This window comes from Pseudomonas sp. WS 5410, assembly GCF_012985645.1.
GTDB classification, from domain to species: Bacteria; Pseudomonadota; Gammaproteobacteria; order Pseudomonadales; family Pseudomonadaceae; genus Aquipseudomonas; species Aquipseudomonas shahriarae.
This window is the reverse complement of record NZ_JAAQWS010000004.1, coordinates 207,986-233,087: the sequence shown is the minus strand read 5'-3', so window position 1 is coordinate 233,087 and position 25,102 is coordinate 207,986. Positions and strand designations below refer to the sequence as shown.

At 61.3% G+C, this 25,102-nt stretch carries 24 protein-coding genes; 9 read left to right on the top strand and 15 right to left on the bottom strand.

What is annotated here, in order from left to right; all coding sequences use genetic code 11:
- The first annotated feature begins 2 nt into the window (after window positions 1-2).
- The 4 genes from HBO24_RS08680 to HBO24_RS08665 all read left to right on the top strand — a co-directional run bounded on the left by HBO24_RS08680 (window position 3) and on the right by HBO24_RS08665 (window position 4,567).
- Window positions 3-2,432 carry a TonB-dependent siderophore receptor gene (locus tag HBO24_RS08680; RefSeq protein ID WP_115129156.1) on the top strand — a complete coding sequence of 810 codons (2,430 nt, stop codon included), beginning with the start codon at window positions 3-5 and terminating at the stop codon, window positions 2,430-2,432.
- A gap of 61 nt (window positions 2,433-2,493) precedes the next feature.
- Entirely contained in the window at window positions 2,494-3,597 is a 1,104-nt protein-coding gene (locus HBO24_RS08675; RefSeq protein WP_115129157.1) for a PepSY-associated TM helix domain-containing protein, read from the top strand.
- Window positions 3,594-3,773, top strand: a complete 180-nt coding sequence (locus HBO24_RS08670) for a hypothetical protein (protein WP_057960823.1) — start codon at window positions 3,594-3,596, stop codon at window positions 3,771-3,773. Before HBO24_RS08675 ends, HBO24_RS08670 begins: the two co-directional genes overlap by 4 nt.
- A 164-nt stretch (window positions 3,774-3,937) precedes the next feature.
- Window positions 3,938-4,567: a glutathione S-transferase gene (locus HBO24_RS08665; RefSeq protein ID WP_115129158.1), complete on the top strand. Its 630-nt coding sequence runs from the start codon at window positions 3,938-3,940 to the stop codon at window positions 4,565-4,567.
- A gap of 170 nt (window positions 4,568-4,737) precedes the next feature.
- On the opposite strand, the gene creD is transcribed toward HBO24_RS08665, so the two are convergent.
- Genes creD through HBO24_RS08645 form a run of 4 tightly spaced genes read right to left on the bottom strand, consistent with a single transcriptional unit; the run spans window position 4,738 to window position 8,823 of the window.
- A complete protein-coding gene (creD, locus tag HBO24_RS08660; RefSeq protein WP_115129160.1) occupies window positions 4,738-6,096 on the bottom strand; it encodes a cell envelope integrity protein CreD in 1,359 nt (452 codons plus the stop codon).
- 51 nt (window positions 6,097-6,147) lie between these two features.
- Window positions 6,148-7,587 carry a two-component system sensor histidine kinase CreC gene (creC, locus tag HBO24_RS08655; RefSeq protein ID WP_115129161.1) on the bottom strand — a complete coding sequence of 480 codons (1,440 nt, stop codon included), beginning with the start codon at window positions 7,585-7,587 and terminating at the stop codon, window positions 6,148-6,150.
- Window positions 7,587-8,264, bottom strand: coding sequence for a two-component system response regulator CreB (gene creB, locus HBO24_RS08650; RefSeq protein WP_170059557.1), 678 nt, complete (start codon window positions 8,262-8,264; stop codon window positions 7,587-7,589). Before creB ends, creC begins: the two co-directional genes overlap by 1 nt.
- Before the next feature lie 58 nt (window positions 8,265-8,322).
- On the bottom strand, window positions 8,323-8,823 hold the full coding sequence (locus HBO24_RS08645; protein WP_057440275.1) for an ATP-dependent zinc protease: 501 nt from the start codon (window positions 8,821-8,823) through the stop codon (window positions 8,323-8,325).
- A 176-nt stretch (window positions 8,824-8,999) separates the two neighbouring features.
- On the opposite strand from HBO24_RS08645, the gene HBO24_RS08640 reads away from it, so the two are divergent.
- On the top strand, window positions 9,000-9,878 hold the full coding sequence (locus tag HBO24_RS08640) for an acyltransferase (RefSeq protein ID WP_057960827.1): 879 nt from the start codon (window positions 9,000-9,002) through the stop codon (window positions 9,876-9,878).
- Window positions 9,879-9,919: 41 nt separating this feature from the next.
- Here HBO24_RS08640 and HBO24_RS08635 read toward each other — a convergent pair whose 3' ends face one another.
- Both HBO24_RS08635 and HBO24_RS08630 read right to left on the bottom strand, forming a co-directional pair.
- Entirely contained in the window at window positions 9,920-10,273 is a 354-nt protein-coding gene (locus HBO24_RS08635) for a hypothetical protein (protein ID WP_170059556.1), read from the bottom strand.
- Between the two features lie 141 nt (window positions 10,274-10,414).
- Window positions 10,415-10,984, bottom strand: coding sequence for a DUF2780 domain-containing protein (locus HBO24_RS08630; RefSeq protein ID WP_115129163.1), 570 nt, complete (start codon window positions 10,982-10,984; stop codon window positions 10,415-10,417).
- 182 nt (window positions 10,985-11,166) lie between these two features.
- Between HBO24_RS08630 and HBO24_RS08625 the strand changes: the two genes are divergently transcribed.
- A complete protein-coding gene (locus tag HBO24_RS08625; RefSeq protein ID WP_057440273.1) occupies window positions 11,167-11,625 on the top strand; it encodes an anti-sigma factor in 459 nt (152 codons plus the stop codon).
- Window positions 11,626-11,697: 72 nt separating this feature from the next.
- Here HBO24_RS08625 and fdhA read toward each other — a convergent pair whose 3' ends face one another.
- The 8 genes from fdhA to HBO24_RS08585 form a co-directional block, all read right to left on the bottom strand.
- Window positions 11,698-12,897 carry a formaldehyde dehydrogenase, glutathione-independent gene (gene fdhA / locus HBO24_RS08620; protein ID WP_032858631.1) on the bottom strand — a complete coding sequence of 400 codons (1,200 nt, stop codon included), beginning with the start codon at window positions 12,895-12,897 and terminating at the stop codon, window positions 11,698-11,700.
- A 182-nt stretch (window positions 12,898-13,079) separates the two neighbouring features.
- Window positions 13,080-13,937, bottom strand: coding sequence for a formyltetrahydrofolate deformylase (purU, locus tag HBO24_RS08615; RefSeq protein WP_057960830.1), 858 nt, complete (start codon window positions 13,935-13,937; stop codon window positions 13,080-13,082).
- A gap of 164 nt (window positions 13,938-14,101) precedes the next feature.
- Window positions 14,102-14,734 (bottom strand): sarcosine oxidase subunit gamma family protein, encoded by a 633-nt coding sequence (soxG, locus tag HBO24_RS08610; RefSeq protein WP_057440271.1) that lies wholly within the window; start codon window positions 14,732-14,734, stop codon window positions 14,102-14,104.
- Between the two features lie 125 nt (window positions 14,735-14,859).
- The gene (locus tag HBO24_RS08605) at window positions 14,860-17,877 is read right to left on the bottom strand and encodes a sarcosine oxidase subunit alpha (RefSeq protein WP_170059555.1); all 3,018 of its coding nucleotides are present in this window, start codon (window positions 17,875-17,877) and stop codon (window positions 14,860-14,862) included.
- On the bottom strand, window positions 17,874-18,176 hold the full coding sequence (locus HBO24_RS08600) for a sarcosine oxidase subunit delta (protein ID WP_057440270.1): 303 nt from the start codon (window positions 18,174-18,176) through the stop codon (window positions 17,874-17,876). The genes HBO24_RS08605 and HBO24_RS08600 overlap by 4 nt, the downstream gene beginning before the upstream one ends.
- A 15-nt stretch (window positions 18,177-18,191) precedes the next feature.
- Window positions 18,192-19,442 carry a sarcosine oxidase subunit beta gene (locus HBO24_RS08595; protein WP_010207084.1) on the bottom strand — a complete coding sequence of 417 codons (1,251 nt, stop codon included), beginning with the start codon at window positions 19,440-19,442 and terminating at the stop codon, window positions 18,192-18,194.
- Between the two features lie 22 nt (window positions 19,443-19,464).
- Entirely contained in the window at window positions 19,465-20,718 is a 1,254-nt protein-coding gene (locus HBO24_RS08590) for a serine hydroxymethyltransferase (RefSeq protein ID WP_057440269.1), read from the bottom strand.
- Window positions 20,719-20,954: 236 nt separating this feature from the next.
- Entirely contained in the window at window positions 20,955-21,683 is a 729-nt protein-coding gene (locus HBO24_RS08585) for a TraX family protein (protein ID WP_170059578.1), read from the bottom strand.
- A gap of 90 nt (window positions 21,684-21,773) precedes the next feature.
- On the opposite strand from HBO24_RS08585, the gene HBO24_RS08580 reads away from it, so the two are divergent.
- The 3 genes from HBO24_RS08580 (at window position 21,774) to HBO24_RS08570 (ending at window position 23,822) form a co-directional block, all read left to right on the top strand.
- On the top strand, window positions 21,774-22,814 hold the full coding sequence (locus HBO24_RS08580) for a low specificity L-threonine aldolase (protein WP_057960833.1): 1,041 nt from the start codon (window positions 21,774-21,776) through the stop codon (window positions 22,812-22,814).
- A 201-nt stretch (window positions 22,815-23,015) separates the two neighbouring features.
- A complete protein-coding gene (locus HBO24_RS08575; protein WP_057440267.1) occupies window positions 23,016-23,216 on the top strand; it encodes a hypothetical protein in 201 nt (66 codons plus the stop codon).
- Between the two features lie 72 nt (window positions 23,217-23,288).
- On the top strand, window positions 23,289-23,822 hold the full coding sequence (locus HBO24_RS08570) for a transposase (RefSeq protein WP_120734262.1): 534 nt from the start codon (window positions 23,289-23,291) through the stop codon (window positions 23,820-23,822).
- A 124-nt stretch (window positions 23,823-23,946) separates the two neighbouring features.
- Here HBO24_RS08570 and gbcB read toward each other — a convergent pair whose 3' ends face one another.
- Window positions 23,947-25,047, bottom strand: coding sequence for a glycine-betaine demethylase subunit GbcB (gene gbcB / locus HBO24_RS08565; RefSeq protein WP_057440266.1), 1,101 nt, complete (start codon window positions 25,045-25,047; stop codon window positions 23,947-23,949).
- Window positions 25,048-25,102: the final 55 nt, after the last annotated feature.

Below are 25,102 nucleotides of genomic sequence, written 5' to 3'. Positions count from 1 at the left end.
CTATGTCCCGCACATTAGACACCTTGTTGCGCCCCAGCCTGCTAGCCGTGGCCATCGCCCTCAGCGCCCCGCTGACCAGCACCTCGCTGTTCGCCGCCGAACAGGCGTCCAGTGTGCGCGCCTACAACCTGCCGGCTGCGCCATTGGCCAGCACCCTGAACCAGATCGCCAGCCAGGCTGGCCTCCCCCTGACCCTCAGCCCGGCACTGGCCGCCGGCAAGACCTCGGCCCCGGTCAAGGGCCAGTTCGATGCACCGGGCGCACTGCGCGAGGCCCTGCGTGGGACGGGGTTGCAGTTGGAGCAGAGCAGCGCAGGCACTTACACCCTGGTGGCAATTCCAGAGGGTGTGGTGTCGCTGCCGGAGACCAATATCACCGGGCAGGGGAATTACGAGAGCGCGTGGGGGCCGGTGGAGGGTTATGTTGCTACGCGGACGGCGGCGGGGAGCAAGACTGATACGGCCCTGGTAGAAGCACCCCGCTCGATTTCCGTGGCCACCCGCCAGCAAATGCTGGACCGCAACGTTCAGAACCTGGATGACGCGGTCAAATACATGCCGGGAATCGTGTCCGCCAGCTACGGCAGTGATACCCGCTACGACTGGATGCGTGTGCGTGGCTTCGAACCCACCCATTTCCTCGATGGCCTGCCATTGCCTCGCGGTGTGTACGCCAACCCGAAAGCGGAAACCTGGAACCTTGATCGTCTCGCCCTACTGCGCGGCCCGGCCTCGTCGGTCTACGGCCAGACCCCGCCAGGCGGTCTGCTGGATATGGTCAGCCGGCGCCCCAGCGCGGAATCGAGCAATGCCATCCAGGTGCAATACGGCAGCGACAACTATCGCCAGATCAACTTCGCCAGCACCGGCAAGATTGACGATGAAGGTCAGTTTCTTTATGGCCTAAGCGGCGTGGTGCGCGATGCCGGCACCCAGGTCGATCACATCGACAACAAGCGCTACAACATTGCGCCCAGCCTGACCTGGAACATTGATCCCGATACCAAGCTGACCGTGCTCTCGCAGTTCACTCGCGACGATACCGGCGCCACCAGCCAGTTCCTGCCGATCGTGGGCACCAAGATCAAATCACCGCTGGGTGAGGTCTCGCACCATAAGAACCTGGGTGACCCGGACTACGAGTTCTACGACCGTACCTATTACGCATTGGGCTATGCCTTTGAACATCGTTTCAACGATACCTGGCAGTTCAAGCAAAACCTGCGTTACACCAAGTCGGAGTTGTCGTTTCAGCAGCTGACTGTCGGTGCCCACGGCTGGTCCCAGGTAGATGCTGAGGGCAACATCAGCCGTTCCTCGACCAATGTGGACGAGGACATCGCTCAGTTTGCAGTGGACAACAATTTCCAGGCCGACTTCGCTACCGGCAATATCAACCACACTGTGCTGATAGGCCTGGATCATCAGCGCACTAATTCCTCCTATCTGTCCATTTTCGGCGGCGCCGGGACCGTTAACATCTACAAACCAGTTTATGGGCAGCCAATTGAGCGCCCGGCGCGCAAAGATGCGTACTACGACTACGACCAAAAAACCGTCCAGACCGGCCTCTACGTGCAAGACCAGATGGCCCTGGACAAATGGCGCCTGACCCTGGGCGGCCGTGAAGACTGGGTGCATCAAGGCACCACGTACCTCAACAAGAGCGACGCGACCAACACCGACCGCAGCAAGAACTTCAGTGGCAACGCGGCACTGAGTTATGTGTTCGACTCAGGTTTTGTACCGTACCTGTCCTACGCCGAATCATTCCAGCCAGCGAGCAACGCCAGCGTCGACCCGGTCAAGTCGTACAAACCTACCGAAGGCAAGCAGTGGGAACTGGGGGTCAAGTATCAGCCACCTGGCTCCAATACCCTGCTTAGCGCGGCGGTCTATGACCTGACCCAGAAAAACGTGCTGGTCACTCGATTCGGCTCGGCTGGCGAGTCGATCACCGACCAGGCCGGCGAAGTCAAGGTCAAGGGCCTGGAACTGGAAGCGGTGTCTGACGTGACCGAGAACCTCAAGGTCATCGCCGCCTACACCCTGGCCAAATCCGAGGTGCAAACAGGCATCTACAAAGGCAACCGCCTGCAACTGATACCCAACCAGCAAGCCTCCCTGTGGACCGACTACACCTGGCACGACGGTGTGCTCGACGGTTTCGGTATCGGCTTTGGGGCCCGCTACACCGGCAACACCTACGGCGACCAAGGCAATACCTGGCTAGGCAAGGCTGATGCCTACACCGTATTCGACGGTGCGGTGCATTACGACCTCGGCCGCCTGGACAACAGCCTCAAAGGTGCCTCGGTAAAACTGAACGCCACCAACCTGTTCGACAAGCAGTACATCTCCACCTGTGATGCCTCCTACTGCTACTACGGTGATCAGCGCAGCGTCGTCGCCAGTGCCACTTACCAGTGGTAATCGGCTGAGTTAACAACCAGGCCGCCCCGTGGGCGGCTTTGGTGTGTCTGAAGGCTAGAAAATGAAAAGCACAACCATCCGCCGCTGGTCCTTCATCCACACCTGGACCAGCCTGATCTGCACCGTGTTCCTGCTGATGCTGGCGCTGACCGGCTTGCCGTTGATCTTTCACCACGAGATCGATCACCTGCTGGGCAACGAACCCGAGCTCAAGCAGATGCCGGCCGATACTCCGCAGCTCAACCTTGAGCAACTGGTGGCCAAGGCCCAGGCCCATCGCCCGGGCGAAGCCATGCAGTACCTGGCCTGGGATGAGGACGACAAGAACGGGGTGGTTGCGATCATGGCGGCCACCGCCGGCACCGAGCCCAATTCGTCCCACACCTTTATGCTCGATGCGCGCACCGGGGAAAGCGTGGAGATGCCGTCGGCCAATGGCGGCTTGACGATGTTCCTGCTGCGCCTGCATGTGGATATGTTCGCCGGCCTGCCGGGCAAGTTGCTGCTGGCCTTTATGGGCGTGCTGTTTGTGCTGGCGATTGTTTCCGGCACGGTGTTGTACCTGCCCTTTATGCGGCGCTTGAAGTTCGCCACGGTGCGCCAGGACAAGTCCACACGCCTGCGCTGGCTGGACCTGCATAACCTGATCGGCGTTGTCACCCTGACCTGGGCCCTGGTGGTGGGCGTCACCGGGGTGATCAGCGCCAGTGCCGACTTGATCATCGCCGCATGGCGCAGTGACAGCCTCACCGCGATGATCGAGCCCTATAAGAACGCGCCACCGCTGACCTCGCGTGCGCCGGCCACCGACCTGCTGAAAATTGCTGAGCAGGCCGCGCCGGGCATGACCCCAGACTTTATTGCGTTCCCCGGTACGCGCTTTTCCAGCGAGCACCATTACGCAGTGTTTATGAAAGGCAGCACGCACCTGACCTCGCACCTGCTGACCCCGGTGCTGATCGACGCCAGCGACCTGAGCGTCACCGCCGTGGCCGGGCGGCCGTGGTACATGGACGCCATGGGCATGTCCCAGCCCCTGCACTTTGGCGACTATGGCGGCATGCCGATGAAAATCCTCTGGGCGGTGCTGGATGTGCTGACCATCATCGTGCTGGGCAGCGGCGTATACCTGTGGCTGGTGCGGCGCAAGGCGGCCAATTCATGAGGCCAAGGCAATCGAATTTCTGGAAGGTGTTCGGGGTGCCGCTCGGGATCGGGCTGCTCAGTGCTGCCGGACTGTTTGCGGCGTTGCTGGGGGATGGGGGTTGGGATTCCCTGAGCTGGGTTGGGCTGGGGATCCCGGCGGCAATCGGTGTCTGGGGGTTGCTGCGGCGACCGTGAGGACGCCATCGCAGGCAAGCCAGCTGCCACAGTTGCCAGTGTTCACACATCAAAATGTGGGAGCTGGCTTGCCTGCGATGAGGCCCGCAAAAACAACCAAGATCCCCCTCGCCAGTCACCTCGCAACTGTCTAGTCTATGGCCGACCCTTTCCGAGGATTGCCCATGTTCGCGCCCAGCATGACCTTGTTCCACAACCCTGCCTCGCCGTTTGTCCGCAAAGTCCTGGTACTGCTCCACGAAACCGGCCAGCAAGACCGCGTTGTCCTGGAGACTGTGCTGGTCACGCCGGTCAACCCGATCACCGCGTTGAACGAGGGCAACCCGCTGGGAAAGATCCCGGCCCTGCGCCTGGCCGATGGCAATGTGTTGCACGACAGCCGGGTGATCCTCGACTACTTCGACCACCAGCATGTCGGCAACCCGCTGATCCCCCGGGACGGTTCGGCCCGCTGGCGCCGCCTGACCCTGGCCTCGATGGCCGACGGGATCATGGACGCGGCCGTACTGGTACGCTATGAAACCGCCATGCGCCCGGCCGACAAACACTGGGATAGCTGGCTGCAGGAGCAGCGCAACAAAATCCGCCGCGCCCTGGCCGAATTGGAACAGGACGCTATCGCTGAACTGGCCAGCCATTTCGACATCGCCGCGATCAGCGTCGCCTGCGCCCTGGCGTATGTGGACTTCCGCCACCCCGACCTGCAGTGGCGTTCAAGCAATCCCAAACTGGCCGCCTGGTACGCCGAGGTCAGTCAGCGGCCGTCAATGTTGGCGACCCAGCCGCCGACCTGATTCCTGTAGCAACCCGTTATGGGTGGCGAGCGAGGCTTGTTGTGGCGAGGGGGCAAGCCTCCTCGCCACAACAAGGCCATTAGCCACAAAGGTGTCGCGCCACTCCGGAAACAGCGCGTTAATTTTTCCCACCAGTTGTGCCTTCTCCCGCTGATCCTCCCGTAGCCCGATCATTGCATCACCTCCAACTCGGCCGCCTTACGCTTGCCCACCCCATACCAGTCCAGTTTGCGCGTCAGCACCATCACCGTACCCAGCAGCCCGAACAACAACAGCGAGCCCATCAACAGCGCGTAGTCCTCGGCACTCAACAACCCGTACAGCAAGCCATACAGGGCCGCCAACCCCGTCGAAAACCCCAGCCCATGGGCCACGCTGCGCAACACATGGCACACGTAAAAACCGATCAACAACACACAGGCACTGGCCGAGATGAGGTACGCCAGGGCAAAGCCGATATGCTCGGACAACGACAGCAACAGCAAGTAGAAAAACGCCAGGGCCACCCCCACCAACGCATACTGGATCGGGTGCACCGCCAGGCTCTTGAGCACTTCAAACAGGAAGAAACCGGCGAACGTCAGGGCGATGAACAGCAGCGCATATTTGATCGCGCGGTCGCTCTTGAGGTACTGGTCCACCGGGTCGATAAAGTTCACGCCAAAGCTGCGTTCGTTGAAGTCCTCGCAGCGACTGCCAACCACACAGCCGTACAACGATTCCTCAAGGTTGGTGGAGAAGAACGAGGTCTGCCAGTTGGCGCTGAAGCCTTGGTCGTTGATCTCACGCTGCGCCGGCAGGAAGTTGCCGACAAAGCTCGGATGGGGCCAGTTGGAGGCCAGCTTGACCTTGCTGGTCTTGCCCACCGGCAGTACCTGCAGTTGCTCGGTACCCTGCAGGCGCAGGTCGAAGGCAAAATCCAGCGGCGCGGGGTTCTTACTGTCCTGGGTCGGCAACATCACGTGTACGCCAGCGCCGAGAAAGCTCACTTGGGTGCCCGGGGCAAACTCCAGGCGCTGGCTGCCCAGTTCCAGTTTCAGGGCGTTTTCAATGCCGCGGATATCGCTGATACCGACCGCCAAAAATGCCTGGCCAAACTTGTAATCGGCAAAGCCCTCCTTGATGCCCATTTGCGCCGGCAGCACAAAGCGGCCGCTGATGCGGTTGTCGGCATGGAACAGCCGCGCCTGGTAGATTCCTCGCGCCCGCAGTTCGGTTTGCACCTGCCCATCGAGCTCGAACTGCTCCGGCAGGAAGTACAGGCGGCCCTGTTCTTCGCTGAGCACTTCATAGCGTTTGTTGAGTTTTTCGTTGAGCTTCCACTCACGCACGGTCTTGCGAAACGGCACCACCATCAATGGCCCGCTGACCTGCTGGCTGTAGCTGGAGCTGCGGGCAATGTCCATCACGACGCCGTCGCGCAGTTCCTGGCGCTCGTTGATGATGCCGTTGATCATCAGCAACGGAATCAGCAATAGCAGGATCAGCAGCGCGATGGCGCCCAGTTTGAATAGCAGACTGCGGTTCATGGGTCTCTCCCTGTTTTGATGGGGAGAGTCTGGCGGCGGCCTGTGGGGGATTTATGAGGGCAATGTGGAGACTGTGTGGAGATGCAGCACCACTTCCACGCCACCCGGCACGTTGCCAATCTGCAATGAGCCGCCGTGCAGCTTCATCACTTCTTCGACAAAGTTCAGGCCCAGGCCGGTGCTTTTGCGGCCACTGACCGGGCGCGGCAGGGAATAGAAACGCTCGCTCAGGCGTGGCAGGGCGTATTCGGGGATCGGTTCGGCCTGGTTGAACAGGCGCACATCCACAGCATGGTGCCGCACCTGGGCGCTGAAACGCAGCGTGCCGCCGGGTGGGGTGAAGTCCAGGGCATTTTCCAGCAGATTGCCCAGGGCCTGGCGCAGCAGAAACGGCTCGCCAAACAGCTTTACGTCCGCTTCGATCAGACGTTCGACCTGCAACCCGGCCTGCTCGATCCGCGCACATTGCGCCTTGAGGACCTCATCGACCAAGGCGGCCAACGGTACCGAAATCTGCTGCTCCAAGCCCTGGCGCTGCTCGACCTGGGCCAGGTTCAGCAGGCGTTCGATCAACTGCTGCAAGCGCGCGCTTTCACTGGCGATATTGCCGACGAACCGCTGCTGCTGGGCGACTGTCATTTCCCCCTGCAACAGTTCCGCCGCACCGCGAATCGCCGCCAACGGGCTTTTCAGTTCGTGGGTCAGGGTGTGCACATAACGCTCGACATAGGCCTTGCCTTCCAGTTGCGTGCGCATGTGCTCCACAGCGGTGGATAACTGCGCCAACTCGCCGCCACGATAATGCGGCAACTCGGCGCGGCGCCCTTCGCTGACCGCCTGGGCATAAGTGGTCAGGCGCCGTAGCGCCGCGCTCAACCACCAGGACAACAGGGCCCCCAGCAGCAAGCCCAGCGCCACCAGACCGGCGCCGTACCACAGCAGGCGGCGTTCGGTACGGTCGACATAGGGCTGCAGCGAGCTGTTGGGCTTGGCCACCGTGACCACGCCAATGATCTGCCCGTTATCGCGGATCGGCGCGCCCACGTGCATCACCGAGGATGCCGGGTCATCGGCATCGCTGCGGGTCGAGCGGGCGCCGTACTCGCCGCGCAGGGTCAGGTACACATCGTTCCATTTCGAGTAGTCCTGGCCCACCGCCGTACCGCTGGAATCCAGCAACACGACACCCTTGGCGTCCGTCACATAGATGCGGTGGTTGACCTGGTTTTTCGCCAGGCCCCAGATGGTTGCCCCCGGCTGGCGCTCGCCGTAGGCCTTGAGCACGGTGGGCCAGTGGCTTTGACCAAGGGTGCCGTTCTTCACATCATCACGCAGGATTTCCGCCAGCAGGTTGGCGGTGTCCACCAGGGTTTCTTCAGTGGACTGACGCACGCCGGGGCGGATTTCCTTCATGACGGTGTTGAGCACAAAGTAACCGGTCAGACCGATAAACAGCGCATACACCAGGAAAATCCGCAGCCCCAGGCGCATCAGGCGTGGCTCGGGCTGTAGCTGTAGCCCAGGCCGCGATGGGTCTGGATCGGCTCGGCCTCGGCAACCACGCCCCGCAGCTTGCTACGCAGGCTTTTGATATGGCTGTCGATATTGCGCTCGTAGCCGGCATCGGCCGCCACGCCGACCGCATCCAGCAACTGCTCGCGGCTGAATACCCGTTCGGGCTGTTCCAGCAGGCAATTGAGCAGGCGGAATTCATGGCGAGTCAGGCCCAGCAACTGGCCGCGATACTGGATCTGCACCCGCTCGTGGTCCACCTGGAACAGCCCGCCGCTGGCCGGCACTGCCACCGGTGCCACGCGCTTGAGGATCGCCTTGACCCGCGCCGCCACTTCCCGTGGGCTGAAGGGTTTGACCACATAGTCGTCGGCGCCGATTTCCAGGCCCACCACGCGGTCGATCTCGCCGTCGCGGGCACTGAGGAACATCACCGGCACTTCGCTGAAGCGGCGCAGTTGCTTGCAGGTTTCAAAGCCGCTGATGTCCGGCAGGCCGATGTCGAGGATCAGCATGTCTGCCGGGGTCTGCCGCTGATGCTCCAGCGCGGCCTGGCCGAGGGTCAGCCAGGTGGTGGCGAAGCCTTCGCCCTGCAGGGCAAAAATCAGCGTATCGGCTATCGCCGCTTCGTCTTCGACAATCAGGATATGGGGCATGGCGTCCGAGCACTGGGAGCTAAAGGTGAACGGTGCCCCATGCCTTGTGCGGCGTCAATCAGCAGTCCGGTTTGTCGGCGGTGTAGCGCCGGGCCGGGTTCACCGCAGCGCCGAACTCGCGCAGAGCCTTGGCGCCGATCAGCAGCGGGTAGTTGAAGCTGCTGCGGTCGGTGAGGTTGACCTCCACCGTGCGCTTGACGTTGCCCAGGCACATTTCCAGCTCCACCACCGGGCGCTTGGCCACGCTGGTGTCTTCCTTGTCTTCATCTTCGTCGGCGCGGTTCTTGATCTTGCTGATGCGCGCCACTTTGTGTTCATAGACCTTGTTGCTCACATCCTTGCCACTGAGACGGAACCGCACCCAGTCCTCACCATCGCGGGTGAAGGTCTGGATGTCGCGGGCCGACAGCGAGGCGGTCAGCGCGCCGGTGTCCATCTTGGCCTTGAAGGTCTCGCCGATTTCCGGCAACTGGATATATTCGTAGCGCCCGTACAGGGTCGGCTCGGCGGCCATCACGGGCAGGGCAACCACGGCTAACAGGGCAAGGAGGGATTTCACGTAGGAGGTTTCCTTGAAGGTAAGTAGGCCAATACTAGACTGCAAACACAGCCCGAAGTTGGATCGTTACCCAGCATACGCAACACAAAGTGAAACATTCGTCAGGTCATTTGCGATTTGGCCTCTAGACTCAAGCTGCTTATCATGGCCCGTCCAACCGTTTGCAAGAGTTCCTTATGCGCCGCCTGCTCACCGGCTGTTTCGTCACACTGCTGCTGTTACTCAACACGCTGATCCTGATCGGCCCGCTGATGGTCTTCGCCCTGCTCAAGCTGGTGGCGCCCGGGCGGTCACGGGACTATGCCTCCCGGGCCGTGATGTGGATTGCCGAGACCTGGGCCGAGATCGACAAGCTGATCTTTGCCCTGTGTATCCCCACCCAATGGGATATTCGCGGCGATACCGGGCTGAGGGTCGATACCTCGTACCTGGTGATCAGCAACCATCAATCCTGGGTGGATATCCCGGCGCTGATCCAGACCCTCAACCGGCGCACGCCATTTTTCAAATTCTTCCTGAAAAAGGAGCTGATCTGGGTGCCGTTCCTGGGCCTGGCCTGGTGGGCCCTGGATTACCCGTTCATGAAGCGCTACACCAAGGCGTTCCTGGCCAAGCATCCGGAACTGGCGGGCCAGGACCTGAAGATCACCAAACAGGCCTGCGAGCTGTTCAAGCGCCAGCCGGTGACGGTGGTCAACTACCTGGAAGGCACGCGCTTTACCGAGGCCAAGCGGGCCCAGCAGAACTCGCCGTTCACTCGCCTGCTCAAGCCCAAGGCCGGTGGCGTGGCATTTGTACTGGCGGCCATGGGCGAGCAGTTGGATGCGATCCTCGACGTGACCGTGGTCTACCCACAGGACAGGATTCCAGGGTTCTGGGATTTGATCAGCGGCGCGGTGCCCCGGGTGATTGTTGATATCCGCACCCGCGAGCTGGATCCGGCGTTGTGGCAGGGGGATTACGAGAATGATCCGGCGTTTCGCCAGAGCGTCCAGAACTGGGTCAACCAGCTCTGGCTGGAGAAGGATGCGCGCCTTGATGAGCTTATCAGGTGACTCGTCGCAACCCGTGACGGCCACCTGGCAGGCTGGTTCATTTAAAACTTGATCGATGCCCCAGCACCGGCACTAAAACCCACACCGGCAACGCTCCCGGAGGCGTCCGCGCCGCCGGAGACACGACCCGTTTCCGAGTCAGGCTTATTGCCGTTGATCATTTCATCGTAAGACATGAACTTCAGACCAGAGGTCTTACCCGATCCCGAATCGGGCTTCTTACCCGAGGCATTACCCGACTCCGAATCAGGCTTATTGCCGTTGATCATTTCATCGTAAGACATGAACTTCATGCCTGCAGCCTTCTCGAACTCCTCCCTGGTCATCTTGCTGTAGTCGACCGGGGGTTTCCCAAATACCGGGAATGAATTGCGCGATATTGTTGATTCGCTCATTGGAAGATCTCCTTAAAGGGAACGACACCCGGTCTGGAGCCCCCTCGCTGGGGGAGGAGAAGGCCGAGTTCCAGGCGGGTGTAGATCAGTGGTTAGAGCCGACCGCTCAGTTCCCTGGATGACTTCACACCGAGGTGTTTTTCAGCTCCCCGCCCCCCAGATGCCGGCTAGCTTGCCCAGTACTGAACTGTCGGCACCCTGGCCACCCAGGTACTGCAGGATCACCGGGGCAAACTGGCCGATCATGCCGCTGTCCATGCCCAAGGCGCTGAACGCAGTGTTCAGATCGTTGGTGTCCTTGACGTTCCCCAACAGGCCATCGAGGCCGCTGGTCTTGCTGCCACCGGTTTGGCCGAGCATGCCGCTCAAGGCGCCAAGGCTGCCCAAAGCGTTGCCACCCGACAGCTTATCCAGGCCCGGCACGCTTTTGCCCAACTGCGAATAATCAGTGCTGCTGAGTTGGTTCTTGGCCAGGCCCAACATCGCACCGGTGCCACCGACGGCCTGCTCCGGGGTGACATTCAACTGTTTGGTCAACGCCCCCAGCAAACCTGCGGTTTGTGCGCTCGGCGCAGCGGCGGCAGCCTTGTTGGTGCCCTGGGCGCCAGCAACGGCGTTGGCCACATCACCCAGGCTGAAGCCTGCTGCAAATACCGGGCTGGCCGCCACGGTCAGGAGGCAGGACAGGGCAAAACCGCGTGAAATCTTCATCGAGACAACCTCGTAAATGTAGGAGCTAAAGCAGCCGTTTGACCCAGCATCCCACCGGTTGTTCCAGCTCACAGATTTGTTCAGAAAAGCCCCAAAAACCGACACCATCAAACTGCCACTAGGAACCCATCGCCAGCCACAGGGTCAATCAACACACTACAAAACTTGTCAGGAAGAGCCTTATGACTGCGTCCCAACCCCCAGTGATCGAGCACAAGCCCTCATTCTGGACCCGCCCGCGCCTGTTCATCGGCGTCTGCGTGGTGGTGGTTGCCGGTATCGGCGGCGCGCTCTATACCCAGGACAGCGTCAAGTCTGCAGCGACCCTGGTCAGCAGCACCCAACAGCCGGCGGCGCAAATCATGGCGCACAAGGATTACCTGGAAGTCCAGCCGATTGCGGCCACTGCGCCGGAACCGGACCGCAGCCTCGAACTGTGGGCCCTGCCTGCAGGCGGCACGCCGGTGTCTTTGGGCCTGTTGCCGGAGGATGGCAAAGGCATCATCGGCCTCAACCCACGTCAGCAGGAAACTATCAGCCAGCCGGTGGAATTGATGGTCAGTTCGGAAACCAAGGGTGGCTCGGTGAGCAAGCAGCCTACCGGCCCTATGGTGTACCAGGGTGCGCTGGCGATCCGCTGATCCCCAGACACCCAATCGCCAATGTGGGGCCCCAGCTCCCGCAGCCCCCACATTGGTGAGTGGTTGTTGCTGTTAAGCCGCGCTGAACAGCTTGTGCGGATCAATCACAAACTTCTTCGGCACACCTGCATCGAACTCGCCATAACCACGCGGCGCGTCATCCAGGCTGATCACCTGCACACCCACGATCTCCGCGATGTTGATGCGGTCCCACATGATCGCCTGCATCAACTGGCGGTTGTACTTCATCACCGGGGTCTGGCCGGTGTGGAAGCTGTGGGACTTGGCCCAGCCCAGACCGAAACGAATGCTCAGGCTGCCCATTTTTGCGGCGGCATCCACCGCCCCTGGATCTTCAGTGACGTACAGGCCGGGAATACCGATCTTGCCCGCCACACGCACCACACCCATCAGTGAGTTGAGCACCGTGGCCGGGGCTTCGGCCTTGACGCCGTCATGGCCATGGCCGCGGGCTTCAAAGCCCACGCAGTCAACGGCGCTGTCCACTTCCGGCTCGCCAAGCAGCGCGGCGATTTGCTCGTGTAGCGGGGTGTCGGTGGACAGGTCGGCGATTTCAAAGCCCTGGGCCTTGGCGTGGGCCAGGCGGATCGGGTTGACGTCACCGATGATCACCACCGCCGCCCCCAGCAAGCGTGCGGAAGCGGCAGCGGCCAGGCCTACGGGACCGGCACCGGCGATGTACACGGTGCTGCCAGGGCCAACGCCCGCAGTGACCGCGCCGTGGTAGCCGGTGGGCAGGATGTCGGAGAGGCAGGTCAGGTCACGGATTTTCTCCATGGCCTTGTCGCGATCCGGCAGTTTCAGCAGGTTGAAGTCGGCGTAGGGCACCAGCACGTACTCGGCCTGGCCGCCGGTCCAGTCGCCCATGTCCACGTAGCCGTAGGCACCACCGGCACGGGCCGGGTTGACGGTCAGGCATACGCCGGTGTGTTGTTCCTTGCAGGAGCGGCAGCGGCCGCAAGCAACGTTGAACGGCACAGACACCAGGTCGCCGAGTTTCAGGTTCTCGACGTCGCTGCCCTTCTCGATCACCTCGCCGGTGATTTCGTGACCGAGCACCAGGCCGGTCTGGGCGGTGGTACGGCCGCGCACCATGTGTTGGTCGGAGCCGCAGATATTGGTGGAGACCACGCGCAGGATAACGCCGTGTTCAATCTTCCTGCCACGGGGGTCCTGCATTTTGGGATAGTCGATTTTCTGTACTTCGACCTGACCGTTGCCGAGATACACGACACCACGATTACCAGACATGCTTTCACCTCGCTGTTGTTTTTATGGAACTGCGTTGCCCCTTTGGATGGGCAGCGCGTTTGAGTGCTCGGGTTACAGATGCTGTTTTTGCGTTGTTTGTGAGGGCCTCATCGCGGGCAAGCCCGCTCCCACAGGGTTCATATATCACCCTGTGGGAGCTGGCTTGCCTGCGATGGCGTCAGTCAGAGCACCACCGTTCTATTGGCGTTCAAGAACACCCGTCGCTCAATGTGGTACCCCACCGCCCGCGCCAATGTCAGCCCCTCGATATCCCGCCCCTTGGCAATCAGGTCCTCGGGATAGTGGCTGTGATCCACCACTTCCACGCCCTGGGCGATGATCGGGCCTTCGTCCAGGTCGTTATTGATGTAATGCGCAGTGGCGCCAACCAACTTCACCCCTTTGTTGTATGCCTGGTGATACGGCTTGGCGCCCTTGAACCCCGGCAGCAACGAGTGATGGATATTGATCGCCTTGCCATCCAACTTGCGGCACAGCTCCGGCGACAGCACTTGCATGTAGCGCGCAAGGATCACCAGTTCGGCCCCCGTCTCTTCAATCACTTGCCACACCTGGCGCTCTTGGGACGGTTTGTCATTGGGGTCGAGGGGGAAATGGTAGTAAGGAATCTGGTGCCAGTCGGCCAATGGCTTGAGATCGGGGTGGTTGGACACCACTGCGACCACGTCCATCGACAATTGGCCGATGCGTTGGCGGTACAACAGATCGTTGAGGCAGTGATCGGCCTTGGACACCATGATCACCACTTTTGGCCGGTAGTTCGGCGCCGTCAGCTCGAAGATCATGCCAAAGGCTTCGCCGCGGGTGGCCAGGCCATCGCGGAAACCTTGCTCGTCAAAGTCGTCGGGCTGGCGGAATTCCACGCGGATAAAAAAACGCCCGGAGAGGCGGTCATCGAACGAATGGTGCTCGGTGACGTAGCAGCCCTGCTCGAACAGATAGCGGGTGACCGCGTCCACCGTGCCGAGCACGCTGGGGCAGTCGGCGGTCAAAATCCATGTATCGGGTGCGCGGCTCATACTTGAATCCTCAGGCCTTTGTGGCGAGGGGGCTTGCCCCCGTTGGGCTGCGAAGCAGCCCTGAAATCAGCCACTCGGTTCTTTCAGAAAAACTGCAGTAACCTTACCGGGACCGCTGCGCGCTCCAACGGGGGCAAGCCCCCTCGCCACAACAGCCCATCTGCTCAGGCTTGGACACTCAGGCCGTATTCGGCCGAGGCATCCTGCAGCCACAACCACCAATAGTCCGAGAAGCTGCGACGAATCAGCAGTTCCCAGGTGTCTTCAGCGGTATGGCGGATCACCAGTTGCGACTTGGCGAACACCGTGCCCACGGCCTTGCCCACCGGGAAGTTGTCGGGGTGCACGTCGTAACTGGTGGATTTCATCAGCACATCGCGTACGTTCGGGCCGCTCAGTTCGAGGATCTGCTGGCCGCCGCTGACGTTGACGATCTGGATATGCAAATCCCCCAGGGCCGCGCGCAGGTTTTGCTCGGCGGCAAATTCCTCACCGCTCGGCACGATCAGCAACCATTCATCCGGGCCGAGCCATTGCAGGCTGGTTTCACCTTTGACGATCACGCTCAGGGCACCCGGCAGTTCGATGCCCAGGGCCTTGTGCACGCCAGCGGCGAACGCGGCATCGTGGCCATCGCCGCGCAGGGTCAGGTGGCCGAGGAGTTTCTTTTCACGCACGATCACGCCGGCGTTCTTGCGCCCCTTGCCGACCAGGCTGGCGAGGTCGGCATGGTGCAGCGACGACTCGGCCTTGGCGCCGGTGGTGGGGCGTTGTTGGTACACATTGGCTGCGGTCATAAAGCACCTTTCTTGAATTCTGTTGTGCGGCTTCTGCCGCCATCGCGAGCAAGCTCGCTCCCACATTTCGGAATGCATTTCCCCAGTGGGCGCGGGCTTGCTCGCGAAGGCCGCACCTCGGTCTATCAGATGTTCTGGCGCTCGCCTTTCGGGTCAAAGAACACCGAAGACACAATCTCCGCTTCGATCACACTGCCATCCGCCTGCGGTGAGAACACCCGCTCGCCCATACGCTTCAAGCCGCCCTTGACCACCGCCATCGCAAACGAATAGCCGAGGGAGTTGTGCGCATAGCTGGAGGTCACGTGGCCGACCATCTTCATCGGGATGCTCTGCTTCGGATCGAACACCAGCTGCGCGCCCTCAGGCAGCCACACTTTCGGGTCAATCGGCTTCAAGCCCACCAGTTGCTTGCGCTCTTCGCGCACGCAGTCTTCGCGGTTCATCCCGCGCCAGCCGATCCACGAGAACGGTTTGGTGCGGCCCACACACCAGCCCATGTTGAGGTCGTCCGGGGTCATCGAGCCGTCGGTGTCCTGGCCGACGATAATGAAGCCCTTCTCGGCCCGCAGTACGTGCATGGTCTCGGTGCCATACGGGGTCAGGTTGTACTGTTTGCCAGCCTCGACAATCTGTTCCAGCACGCCCATGGCGTAGTCGGCCTGCACGTTGACTTCATAGGACAGCTCACCGGTAAACGAGATACGGAACACCCGCGCCGGCACGCCGCCCACCAAACCTTCTTTCCAGGTCATGAACGGGAAGCCGTCCTTGTCCAGGTCGATATCGGTGACTTCGCTCAACAGCTTGCGGCTGTTGGGCCCGGACAAGGTCATGGTCGCCCAGTGGTCGGTGACCGAGGTGAAGTACACCTTGAGGTCCGGCCACTCGGTCTGCTGGTAGATTTCCAGCCACTGCAGCACGCGGGCGGCGCCGCCCGTGGTGGTGGTCATCAGGAAGTGGTTGTCGGCAAGGCAGGCGGTCACGCCGTCGTCGAAGACCATGCCGTCTTCCTTGCACATCAGGCCGTAGCGCGCCTTGCCCACGTCGAGCTTGGTCCAGGCGTTGCTGTAGATGCGGTTGAGGAACTCGCGGGCATCCGGACCTTGAATGTCGATTTTACCCAGGGTCGAGGCGTCCAGCAGGCCGACGCTGTCGCGCACGGCCAGGCATTCGCGCTTGACTGCCGCATGCAGGTCTTCACCGTTGCGCGGGAAGTACCACGGGCGTTTCCACTGGCCGACATCTTCAAACTCGGCGCCGTTTTTCACGTGCCAGGCTTGCAGCGCGGTGTAGCGCACCGGCTCGAAGATGTGCCCACAGTGCCGGCCCGCTACCGCGCCGAAGGTTACCGGCGTGTAGTTGGGGCGGAACATGGTGGTGCCCATCTGCGGGATGGTCACGTTCAGCGAGCGGGCCGCGATGGCCAGGCCGTTGACGTTGCCCAGCTTGCCCTGGTCGGTGCCGAAGCCCAGCGCGGTGTAGCGTTTGACGTGCTCCACCGACTCGAACCCTTCGCGGGTCGCCAGTTCGATGGCGGCGGCGGTGACGTCGTTCTGCAGGTCGACAAATTGCTTGGGCGCCCGTGCAGTGGCTTTTTCGTGAGGCACCTGGAACAGGGCCAGGGTCGGCTCTTCCAGGCGCGTCAGGGCCTTGGGCAGCGTACCTTCCACCGGAGCAAACCCGGCCTCGCTGGCCGCGCGCACGCCGCCTTCAAAGCCATCGGCCAGGGAATCACCCAAGCCGTAGACACCGTTGATCCCACCCACGCACACACGTTTCTGCGGCGCTTCGCCCGGTACAAAACCGAGGATATCTTCACGCCAGGTCGGCTTGCCGCCCAGGTGCGAAGCCAAGTGCACCACCGGGCTATAGCCGCCGGAGCTGGCCACCAGGTCGCAGTCCAGCCACTCGCCGGGGCTGGTGACCTTATGTGCTTTGACGTCGATGGCGGCCACACGGGCGCCGGTCACATGCTTACTGCCACGGGCTTCGATCACGGCACTGCCGGTGAGGATGCGAATGCCTTTGGCGCGCGCTTCTTCCACCAGCGCGCCGCGTGGGTTGTGGCGTGCATCGGCCACCGCGACCACGGTGAGGCCAGCGTCGAACCAATCCAGCGCCACACGGTAAGCGTGATCGTTGTTGGTCGACAGCAGCAGTTTTTTACCCGGCGCCACGCCGTAACGGCGCACGTAGGTCGAAACTGCACCGGCGAGCATATTGCCCGGCACATCGTTGTTGCCGTACACCAGTGGACGCTCACACGCGCCGGTCGCCAGCACCACACGCTTGGCACGCACACGGTGAATACGCTGGCGCACCACGCCAATCGGCGCACGGTCACCGAGGTGATCGGTGAGGCGCTCATGGATGGTCAGGAAGTTATGGTCGTGATAACCATTGACGGTAGCGCGAGGCAGCAGCACCACGTCTGGCAGGGCCTTGAGCTCGGCGATTACACTGGCGACCCATTCGGTCGCCGGCTTGCCGTCGAGGTTTTCGCGCGAATCGAGCAACGACCCGCCGAACTCTTCCTGCTCATCAGCGATGATCACCCGCGCGCCACTGCGCGCAGCGGCCAGGGCCGCTGCCAGGCCGGCAGGGCCGGCGCCGACGATCAGCACGTCGCAATGGCGGTTCATGTAGTCGTAGGTGTCCGGATCGTCCTCGGTCGGCGAGCGACCAAGCCCGGCGGCCTTGCGGATGTACTTCTCGTAGGTCATCCAGAACGATTGCGGGTACATGAAGGTTTTGTAGTAGAAACCCGGCGGCATCAGCTTGCCGCCGACCTTGCCGAGTATGCCCATCATGTCGTTGTTCACGCTCGGCCAGCCGTTGGTGCTGGTGGCGACCAGGCCCTGGTACAGCGCCTGTTGCGTGGCGCGCACGTTAGGGATCTGCGTGGCTTCGGTGGCACCGATCTGCAGCACCGCGTTCGGCTCTTCGGCGCCGGCGGCGAAGATGCCGCGCGGGCGCGAGTACTTGAAGCTGCGGCCGATGATATCCACACCGTTGGCCAGCAAGGCGGCAGCCAGCGTGTCGCCTTCAAAGCCTTTGTAGCTCTGGCCGTTGAAGGTAAACGTCAGGACTTTATTACGGTCGATGCGGCCACCGTTGGACAGGCGATTGATCTGGCTCATACCTTCTCTCCAGAAGCCTTGGCGGTGAATTGCGGCTGGGTACCGATCTTGTAGGTTTCAAGAATTTCGTAGGTCAGGGTGTCGCGGGTCGCGTTGAAGTACTGGCGGCAACCGGCGGCATGGATCCACAGTTCGTGGTGCAGGCCACGGGGGTTATCGCGGAAGAACATGTAGTCGCCCCACTCTTCATCGGTGCAGGCATTCGGGTCCAGCGGGCGCGGGATATGCGCTTGGCCGGAGGCATGGAATTCCTCTTCGGAGCGCAGTTCACCACAGTGAGGACAGAAGATATGCAACATAGGGAATTTCTCCTGTTAGTGGGCGACGGCCGCAGCGCCGTGTTCGTCGATCAGCGCACCGTTGTGGAAACGGTCGATGGAGAAAGGTGCCGCCAGCGGGTGCATCTCACCCTTGGCCAGGCTCGCGGCAAACACGTTGCCTGAACCGGGGGTGGCCTTGAAGCCACCGGTGCCCCAGCCGCAGTTGAAAAACATGTTCGGTACCGGGGTCTTGGAGATGATCGGGCAGGCGTCCGGCGTGGTGTCGACGATGCCGCCCCACTGACGGTTCATGCGCACCCGCGACAGCACCGGGAACATCTCGACGATGGCCTGGATGGTGTGCTCGATCACCGGGTACGAGCCACGCTGGCCATAGCCGTTGTAGCCGTCGATACCGGCGCCGATCACCAGGTCGCCCTTGTCGGACTGGCTGATGTACCCGTGCACGGCGTTGGACATGATCACGCTGTCGATAATCGGCTTGATCGGCTCCGACACCAACGCTTGCAGCGGGTGGGATTCAATCGGTAGGCGGAACCCGGCCAGCGAGGCCATGTGCCCGGAGTTACCGGCTGTGACCACCCCGACGCGCTTGGCGCCGATAAAGCCCTTGTTGGTTTCCACGCCGATGCACACGCCGTTTTCCTTGCGGAAACCGATGACTTCGGTCTGCTGGATCAGGTCCACGCCCAAGGCATCGGCAGCACGGGCAAAGCCCCACGCCACAGCATCGTGACGGGCCACGCCGCCGCGCCGTTGCACGGTGGCACCCAGTACCGGGTAGCGGGTGTTTTTCGAGCAATCGAGGTACGGAATCTCGTCCGCGACCTGCTTGGCATTCAGCAGCTCACCGTCCACACCGTTGAGGCGGTTGGCGCTCACGCGACGCTCGGAATCACGGATGTCCTGCAGGGTGTGGCACAGGTTGTAGACGCCACGCTGGGAGAACATCACGTTGTAGTTCAGGTCCTGGGACAAACCTTCCCAGAGCTTCATCGCATGCTCATAGAGATGCGCCGACTCGTCCCACAGGTAGTTGGAACGCACAATGGTGGTGTTGCGTGCGGTGTTACCGCCGCCCAGCCAACCTTTCTCGACCACGGCCACATTGGTGATGCCGTGTTCCTTGGCCAGGTAGTAAGCGGTGGCCAGACCATGCCCGCCGCCGCCGACGATGACCACGTCGTAGACCTTTTTCGGGGTCGGCGTGCGCCACATCTTCTGCCAGTTTTCGTGATGGCTGAGGGAGTGCTTGAAGAGGCCGAAGCCTGAGTAGCGTTGCATAGGCATTACTCCAAAACCGCGCTCAGCGATAAACCGGGAAATCAGCGCACAGCGCAGACACGTGCTTGGCCACATTGGCCTCGACATCGGCGTCACCGAGGTTGTCGAGGATGTCGCAGATCCAGCCCGCCAGCTCCACGCATTGCGTCACCTTGAAACCACGGGTGGTCACCGCCGGGGTACCGATGCGCAGGCCCGAAGTCACGAACGGCGACTGCGGGTCATTGGGCACGGCGTTCTTGTTGACGGTGATGTGGGCGCGACCGAGGGCGGCGTCTGCGTCCTTGCCGGTCAGGCCCTGGCGGATCAGGCTGACCAGGAACAGGTGGTTATCGGTGCCGCCGGACACTACATCGTAGCCGCGTTTGATAAACACGCTGGCCATGGCCTGGGCGTTGTCGATCACCTGCTGTTGATACGCTTTGAAGCCTGGCTCCATTGCCTCCTTGAAGCACACCGCCTTGCCCGCGATCACATGCATCAATGGGCCGCCCTGGGCGCCGGGGAATACGGCGGAGTTGAGTTTTTTCTCAATCTCTTCGTTGGACTTGGCCAGGATCAAGCCGCCACGCGGACCGCGCAAGGTTTTGTGGGTGGTGGTGGTGACCACATCGGCGTAAGGCAGCGGGTTCGGGTACAGACCCGCAGCCACCAGGCCGGCGACGTGAGCCATGTCGACGAACAGCAGCGCACCGACCTTGTCGGCGATGGCGCGAAAACGCGGGAAGTCCAGGGTCTTGGAATAGGCGGAGAAGCCGGCAACGATCATCTTCGGCTTGTGTTCCACGGCCAGGCGCTCGACTTCGTCGTAGTCGATCAGCCCGGTGTCGGTATTGATGCCGTACTGCACCGCGTTGTACAGCTTGCCCGAGGACGACACCTTGGCGCCGTGGGTCAGGTGACCGCCGTGGGCCAGGCTCATGCCGAGGATGGTGTCACCGGCATTGATCAGCGCCAGGTACACCGCACTGTTGGCGGACGAACCGGAGTGCGGCTGCACGTTGGCGTAATCGGCGCCGAACAGTTGCTTGGCGCGCTCGATGGCCAGGGCCTCGACTTTATCCACATGCTCGCAGCCGCCGTAGTAGCGCTTGCCAGGGTAGCCTTCGGCGTATTTGTTGGTCAGGCCGCTGCCCTGGGCCTGCATCACACGCTTGCTGGTGTAGTTCTCCGACGCGATCAGCTCGATATGATCTTCCTGGCGCTGCTCCTCGGCATTCATGGCCGCCAGCAGTGCGTCGTCATATCCCTGGATCTGGTCTTGTTTGCTGAACATCGCGTCTCTCCCAGCCTTTCGTATTGTTGAGGCCCGTGCAGGGCCCTTTGATGCGATGGTAGGGCTGGCGCAGGCAGGTCAAATGCCTACGCACGCCACGCAAAGGTGCGTTTACGACATGGCCAGAACAACACCGAACAAATGTGGGAGCGGGCTTGCTCGCGAATGCGGTGTGTCAGGCAGCACATGCATTGGCTGGGCCACCGCATTCGCGAGCAAGCCCGCTCCCACAGGGACTATGTGATGGCCTTTCGAAGGAGTAGCAGCAGTAAGAAATGCGCGGGATAAAGTGCATACGCCCAGCGGCGCATGGCCGGGGGCGAGGCGCCTTGGGAATGTCGCAACAAGACCAATCCGGCCAGTGGCGCAATCAGGCATGTGGCCAACCCGAACATCGCGACGAGATTGCCGCTATTGAGTAAGACCTGCCATTGATTGGCAGCTACACACACCAACCCCGGCAACACGCTGAAATACCAGGGGCGACTAAACACCAACAACATCGCCAGCGGCAGCAATACACCAAAAAATCCGAACATCAGTTGCGCCGAGAACACAGCGCCGGCCAGCAGGGCAATCAGCGCCAATCCGCGGTCAAAAAGCGTCTTTCGCTGCCATCCTCGGGCAACCAGCAAACCCAGCGCCAGGGTCGGCAGCACATTCAATGTATCGGCATTGTCGATAAACAGCCGATACGGCACCTCGCTGATCACGCTGAACAGCAGCAGCCACCCCAGGTAACGCCATTGCCCGGTGACGGGTGCATCACGGACCCGCTGCAAATTGGCCGCAATCGCCAGGCAAAACCACGGGAACGCCAGGCGCCCCGGCACGTACAGGCCATCGAGGCTTAAACCGACATAGCGCAAGTGGTCCAGCACCATGCTCAATAGCGCCAGCCATTTGAGCAGGTCCAGCGCGCCATCGCGCTCGCGCTGTAAAGGAATCGTTTCAGTACCGTGCATAATTCCCCAGAGACTTTGCATTAACAGTGCGTGCGCGCGCCGGATATTCTTGGTTAAAGTGCGCACCAACATCGACCACAGGAACGGGCCATGACCGACAAGAGCCAACAATTTGCCAGTGACAACTATTCCGGTATCTGCCCGGAAGCCTGGGCCGCCATGGAGCTCGCCAACCAGGGCCATCAACGCGCCTATGGCGATGATGAATGGACCCACCGCGCCGCCGACGGTTTCCGCAAACTGTTCGAAACCGACTGTGAAGTGTTCTTCGCCTTCAACGGAACAGCGGCCAACTCCCTGGCCCTGTCTTCCTTGTGCCAGAGCTACCATAGCGTGATTTGCTCGGAAACCGCCCACGTCGAGACCGACGAATGCGGCGCGCCGGAGTTTTTCTCCAACGGCTCCAAGCTGCTCACCGCGCGCACCGAAAACGGCAAGCTGACCCCCGAATCCATCCGCGAGATCGCCCTCAAGCGCCAGGACATCCACTACCCCAAGCCCCGCGTCGTGACCCTGACCCAGGCCACCGAAGTGGGCAGCGTGTACACCCCGGATGAAATCCGCGCCATCAGCGCCACCTGCAAGGAGCTGGGGCTGAACCTGCACATGGACGGCGCACGCTTCTCCAACGCCTGCGCCTTCCTCGGCTGCTCGCCTGCCGACCTGACCTGGAAAGCCGGTGTGGATGTGCTGTGTTTTGGCGGCACCAAAAACGGCATGGCGGTGGGTGAAGCGATCCTGTTCTTCAACCACAAGCTGGCGGAAGACTTCGATTACCGCTGCAAACAGGCCGGCCAACTGGCGTCGAAAATGCGCTTCCTTTCCGCCCCTTGGGTCGGCCTGCTGGAAAACGACGCCTGGCTCAAACATGCACGCCACGCCAACCACTGCGCCCAGTTGCTCAGCAGCCTGGTAGCGGATATTCCCGGCGTGGAATTGATGTTCCCGGTGCAGGCCAACGGCGTGTTCCTGCAACTCTCGGAACCGGCCATCGCGGCGCTGACGGCCAAGGGCTGGCGCTTCTACACCTTCATCGGCAAGGGCGGTGCGCGCTTCATGTGTGCGTGGGATACCGAGGAAGATCGGGTGCGTGAACTGGCAGCGGATATTCGTGAGGTGATGGGCGCCTGATCTCATCCGGCTTGCCGGTGTGGGCCTGATACTGGCGGAATGCCGAGACTATTTTTTGATATTTCTGACAGCACCCAGCCTGCTCTTCATGGGCTAGCCTCTTGGAACCCGCAAGGAAAGGCCACTGCACAGGCCACCTTGCGGGCCACACTGCCTGCCGAACTATCGGCCGGAAACGGAAATCCAGCAGAGGACTGCACCATGGAAAATCAATCCTTCGGCAACATCCTGCAAAGCGATACCCAACTCTCGACCACCCTCGTCGGCTGGGATGAATTCCGCAAACTGGCGAAGGTCGGTGACATCATCCAGGAACCTGGCCAGACCTTGAGAATCACCGAAAAAGTCTTCGAACCGACAGCTTCAGGCGAGCAATTCGCGATTCATATCTACGCCCGCTAACTTCCTGACCGTTCCCACGCTCTGCGTGGGAACGCCTCCCAGGACGCTCTGCGCCCCCTCAAGGATGAGCCTATGGGTAGAAGCCGCTACGTCATCACCGAACCCGAAAAACCACACTTCCTGACATGTACCGTCATGGAGTGGCTACCACTGTTCACCCGTGACTACCTCGTCAGTCATCTTCTGGATTGTTGGCGATATCAACAAAACCACCACGCCCTCAACCTTTATGGCTACGTCGTCCTGGAAAACCACCTGCACTTCGTCGCTCAGGCGCCTGACCTGAGCAAATGCGTCAGCCAATTCAAATCCTTCACCGCTCGAACCATCATCGATGACCTGCACAGCAAAGGCGCTGAACGGGTATTACAACGTCTGCGCTTTTGCAGACGTGCACACAAGGTAGATCGGGTGTATCAACTCTGGCAGGAAGGCTCACATGCCGAGTTGGTATACAGCGAGGCGGTGATGCGCCAGAAGCTTGATTACATCCACCACAACCCAGTGAAGCGGGGTTATGTGGACCTTGCTGAACACTGGAGGTACTCCAGTGCTCGCAACTATTTGGGCATGGAGGGGTTGATCGACATCCAGCGCTGGTATTGAAGATCGTTCCCACGCTCTGCGTGGGAACGCAGCCTGTGACGCTCCGCGTCACATCGCACGCAAGGGACGCGGAGCGTCCCGGGAGGCATTCCCACGCGGAGCGTGGGAACGATCAGGGGGGGTATTAGAACTCGATCCGCACATCGCCCTTCGGCACGCTGCAGCACGACAGGATGTAGCCTTCGGCTTCGTCTTCCTCGGTAATCCCGCCGTTGTGCTCCATCTCCACTTCCCCACCCAGTTTCATCACCTTGCATGTGCCGCATATGCCCATGCCGCAGGCCTTGGGAATCAGCAGGCCCAGCTTGGCAGCTGCCGCATGCACGGTTTCTCCGGGTGCCACACGAATGCTTTTGCCCGACGAGATAAATTCCACCTGGTGCAGATCCGCCAGGTCGATTTCCGGCGCATCGGCGGCCTGTTCGGCTTGTTCCACAGCATCGGCCCGCGCCTCCGGTGGCGTGGCGCCGAAGGATTCCTCGTGGTAACGGCTCATGTCGAAGCCATTGGCTTCCAGCAGGCGCTTGACCGCGTTCATATAGGGCGTAGGGCCGCAGCAGAACACTTCGCGCTCAAGGAAGTCCGGCACCATCAGTTCGAGCATTTTCTGGTTGAGGTAACCCCGATAACCGGCCCACGGCTCGCCCAGGCCGTGCTTCTCACAGATCAGGTGCAGGCTGAAGTTGTCGATGCGCGACGCCATATGCTCCAGCTCGCGGTGGTAGATGATGTCTTTCGGCGAGCGGGCACTGTGCACAAACACCATGTCGACATTGGCGTTGGTGTCGTAATACCAGCGCGCCATGGACATCACCGGGGTGATCCCCACGCCGCCGCTGAGGTACAGCACCTTGGGGTTGCTGAAGTCGATGGCATTGAACAGCCCGACCGGCCCGTGTACCGCCAGCTCCTGGCCTTCGTGCAGGGTGTCGTGCAACCAGTTGGAGACCTTGCCACCCGGCACGCGCTTGATCGTCACCGAGAAGCTGTAGGGCACCGATGGCGAGCTGGAAATGGTGTACGAGCGCATGATCGGCTGGCCGTCGATCTCCAGCTCCAGGGTGACGAACTGCCCCGGCTTGAAAAAGAACAGGATCGGCTGGTCGGCCATAAAGCAGAAGGTGCGCACATCCCAGGTTTCCTGGATGACTTTGACGCAACGGACGATGTGCCGACCATTGGCCCAGGTCTGGGTGGTGACAGGATTCAGGAAGCTGTTGGACATGCTGTTCTCCACGGCCGTAGTTCGGCTTGATGCTGGCGATTCTGCGTAACGCCGC

Bases quoted from the DNA above. Each gene is read 5' to 3' on its own strand.
- soxG (WP_057440271.1), bottom strand. From the start codon at position 14,734: ATGACCGCAGCCAATGTGTACCAACAACGCCCCACCACCGGCGCCAAG.
- HBO24_RS08630 (WP_115129163.1), bottom strand. From the start codon at position 10,984: ATGAAGATTTCACGCGGTTTTGCCCTGTCCTGCCTCCTGACCGTGGCG.
- HBO24_RS08590 (WP_057440269.1), bottom strand. From the start codon at position 20,718: ATGTTCAGCAAACAAGACCAGATCCAGGGATATGACGACGCACTGCTG.
- HBO24_RS08600 (WP_057440270.1), bottom strand. From the start codon at position 18,176: ATGTTGCATATCTTCTGTCCTCACTGTGGTGAACTGCGCTCCGAAGAG.
- HBO24_RS08680 (WP_115129156.1), top strand. From the start codon at position 3: ATGTCCCGCACATTAGACACCTTGTTGCGCCCCAGCCTGCTAGCCGTG.
- HBO24_RS08570 (WP_120734262.1), top strand. From the start codon at position 23,289: ATGGGTAGAAGCCGCTACGTCATCACCGAACCCGAAAAACCACACTTC.
- creB (WP_170059557.1), bottom strand. From the start codon at position 8,264: ATGCCCCATATCCTGATTGTCGAAGACGAAGCGGCGATAGCCGATACG.
- HBO24_RS08675 (WP_115129157.1), top strand. From the start codon at position 2,494: ATGAAAAGCACAACCATCCGCCGCTGGTCCTTCATCCACACCTGGACC.
- HBO24_RS08575 (WP_057440267.1), top strand. From the start codon at position 23,016: ATGGAAAATCAATCCTTCGGCAACATCCTGCAAAGCGATACCCAACTC.
- HBO24_RS08665 (WP_115129158.1), top strand. From the start codon at position 3,938: ATGTTCGCGCCCAGCATGACCTTGTTCCACAACCCTGCCTCGCCGTTT.
- HBO24_RS08670 (WP_057960823.1), top strand. From the start codon at position 3,594: ATGAGGCCAAGGCAATCGAATTTCTGGAAGGTGTTCGGGGTGCCGCTC.
- purU (WP_057960830.1), bottom strand. From the start codon at position 13,937: ATGAGCCGCGCACCCGATACATGGATTTTGACCGCCGACTGCCCCAGC.
- HBO24_RS08595 (WP_010207084.1), bottom strand. From the start codon at position 19,442: ATGCAACGCTACTCAGGCTTCGGCCTCTTCAAGCACTCCCTCAGCCAT.
- fdhA (WP_032858631.1), bottom strand. From the start codon at position 12,897: ATGTCTGGTAATCGTGGTGTCGTGTATCTCGGCAACGGTCAGGTCGAA.
- creD (WP_115129160.1), bottom strand. From the start codon at position 6,096: ATGAACCGCAGTCTGCTATTCAAACTGGGCGCCATCGCGCTGCTGATC.
- HBO24_RS08605 (WP_170059555.1), bottom strand. From the start codon at position 17,877: ATGAGCCAGATCAATCGCCTGTCCAACGGTGGCCGCATCGACCGTAAT.
- HBO24_RS08625 (WP_057440273.1), top strand. From the start codon at position 11,167: ATGACTGCGTCCCAACCCCCAGTGATCGAGCACAAGCCCTCATTCTGG.
- HBO24_RS08640 (WP_057960827.1), top strand. From the start codon at position 9,000: ATGCGCCGCCTGCTCACCGGCTGTTTCGTCACACTGCTGCTGTTACTC.
- creC (WP_115129161.1), bottom strand. From the start codon at position 7,587: ATGCGCCTGGGGCTGCGGATTTTCCTGGTGTATGCGCTGTTTATCGGT.
- HBO24_RS08585 (WP_170059578.1), bottom strand. From the start codon at position 21,683: ATGCACGGTACTGAAACGATTCCTTTACAGCGCGAGCGCGATGGCGCG.
- gbcB (WP_057440266.1), bottom strand. From the start codon at position 25,047: ATGTCCAACAGCTTCCTGAATCCTGTCACCACCCAGACCTGGGCCAAT.
- HBO24_RS08635 (WP_170059556.1), bottom strand. From the start codon at position 10,273: ATGAGCGAATCAACAATATCGCGCAATTCATTCCCGGTATTTGGGAAA.
- HBO24_RS08580 (WP_057960833.1), top strand. From the start codon at position 21,774: ATGACCGACAAGAGCCAACAATTTGCCAGTGACAACTATTCCGGTATC.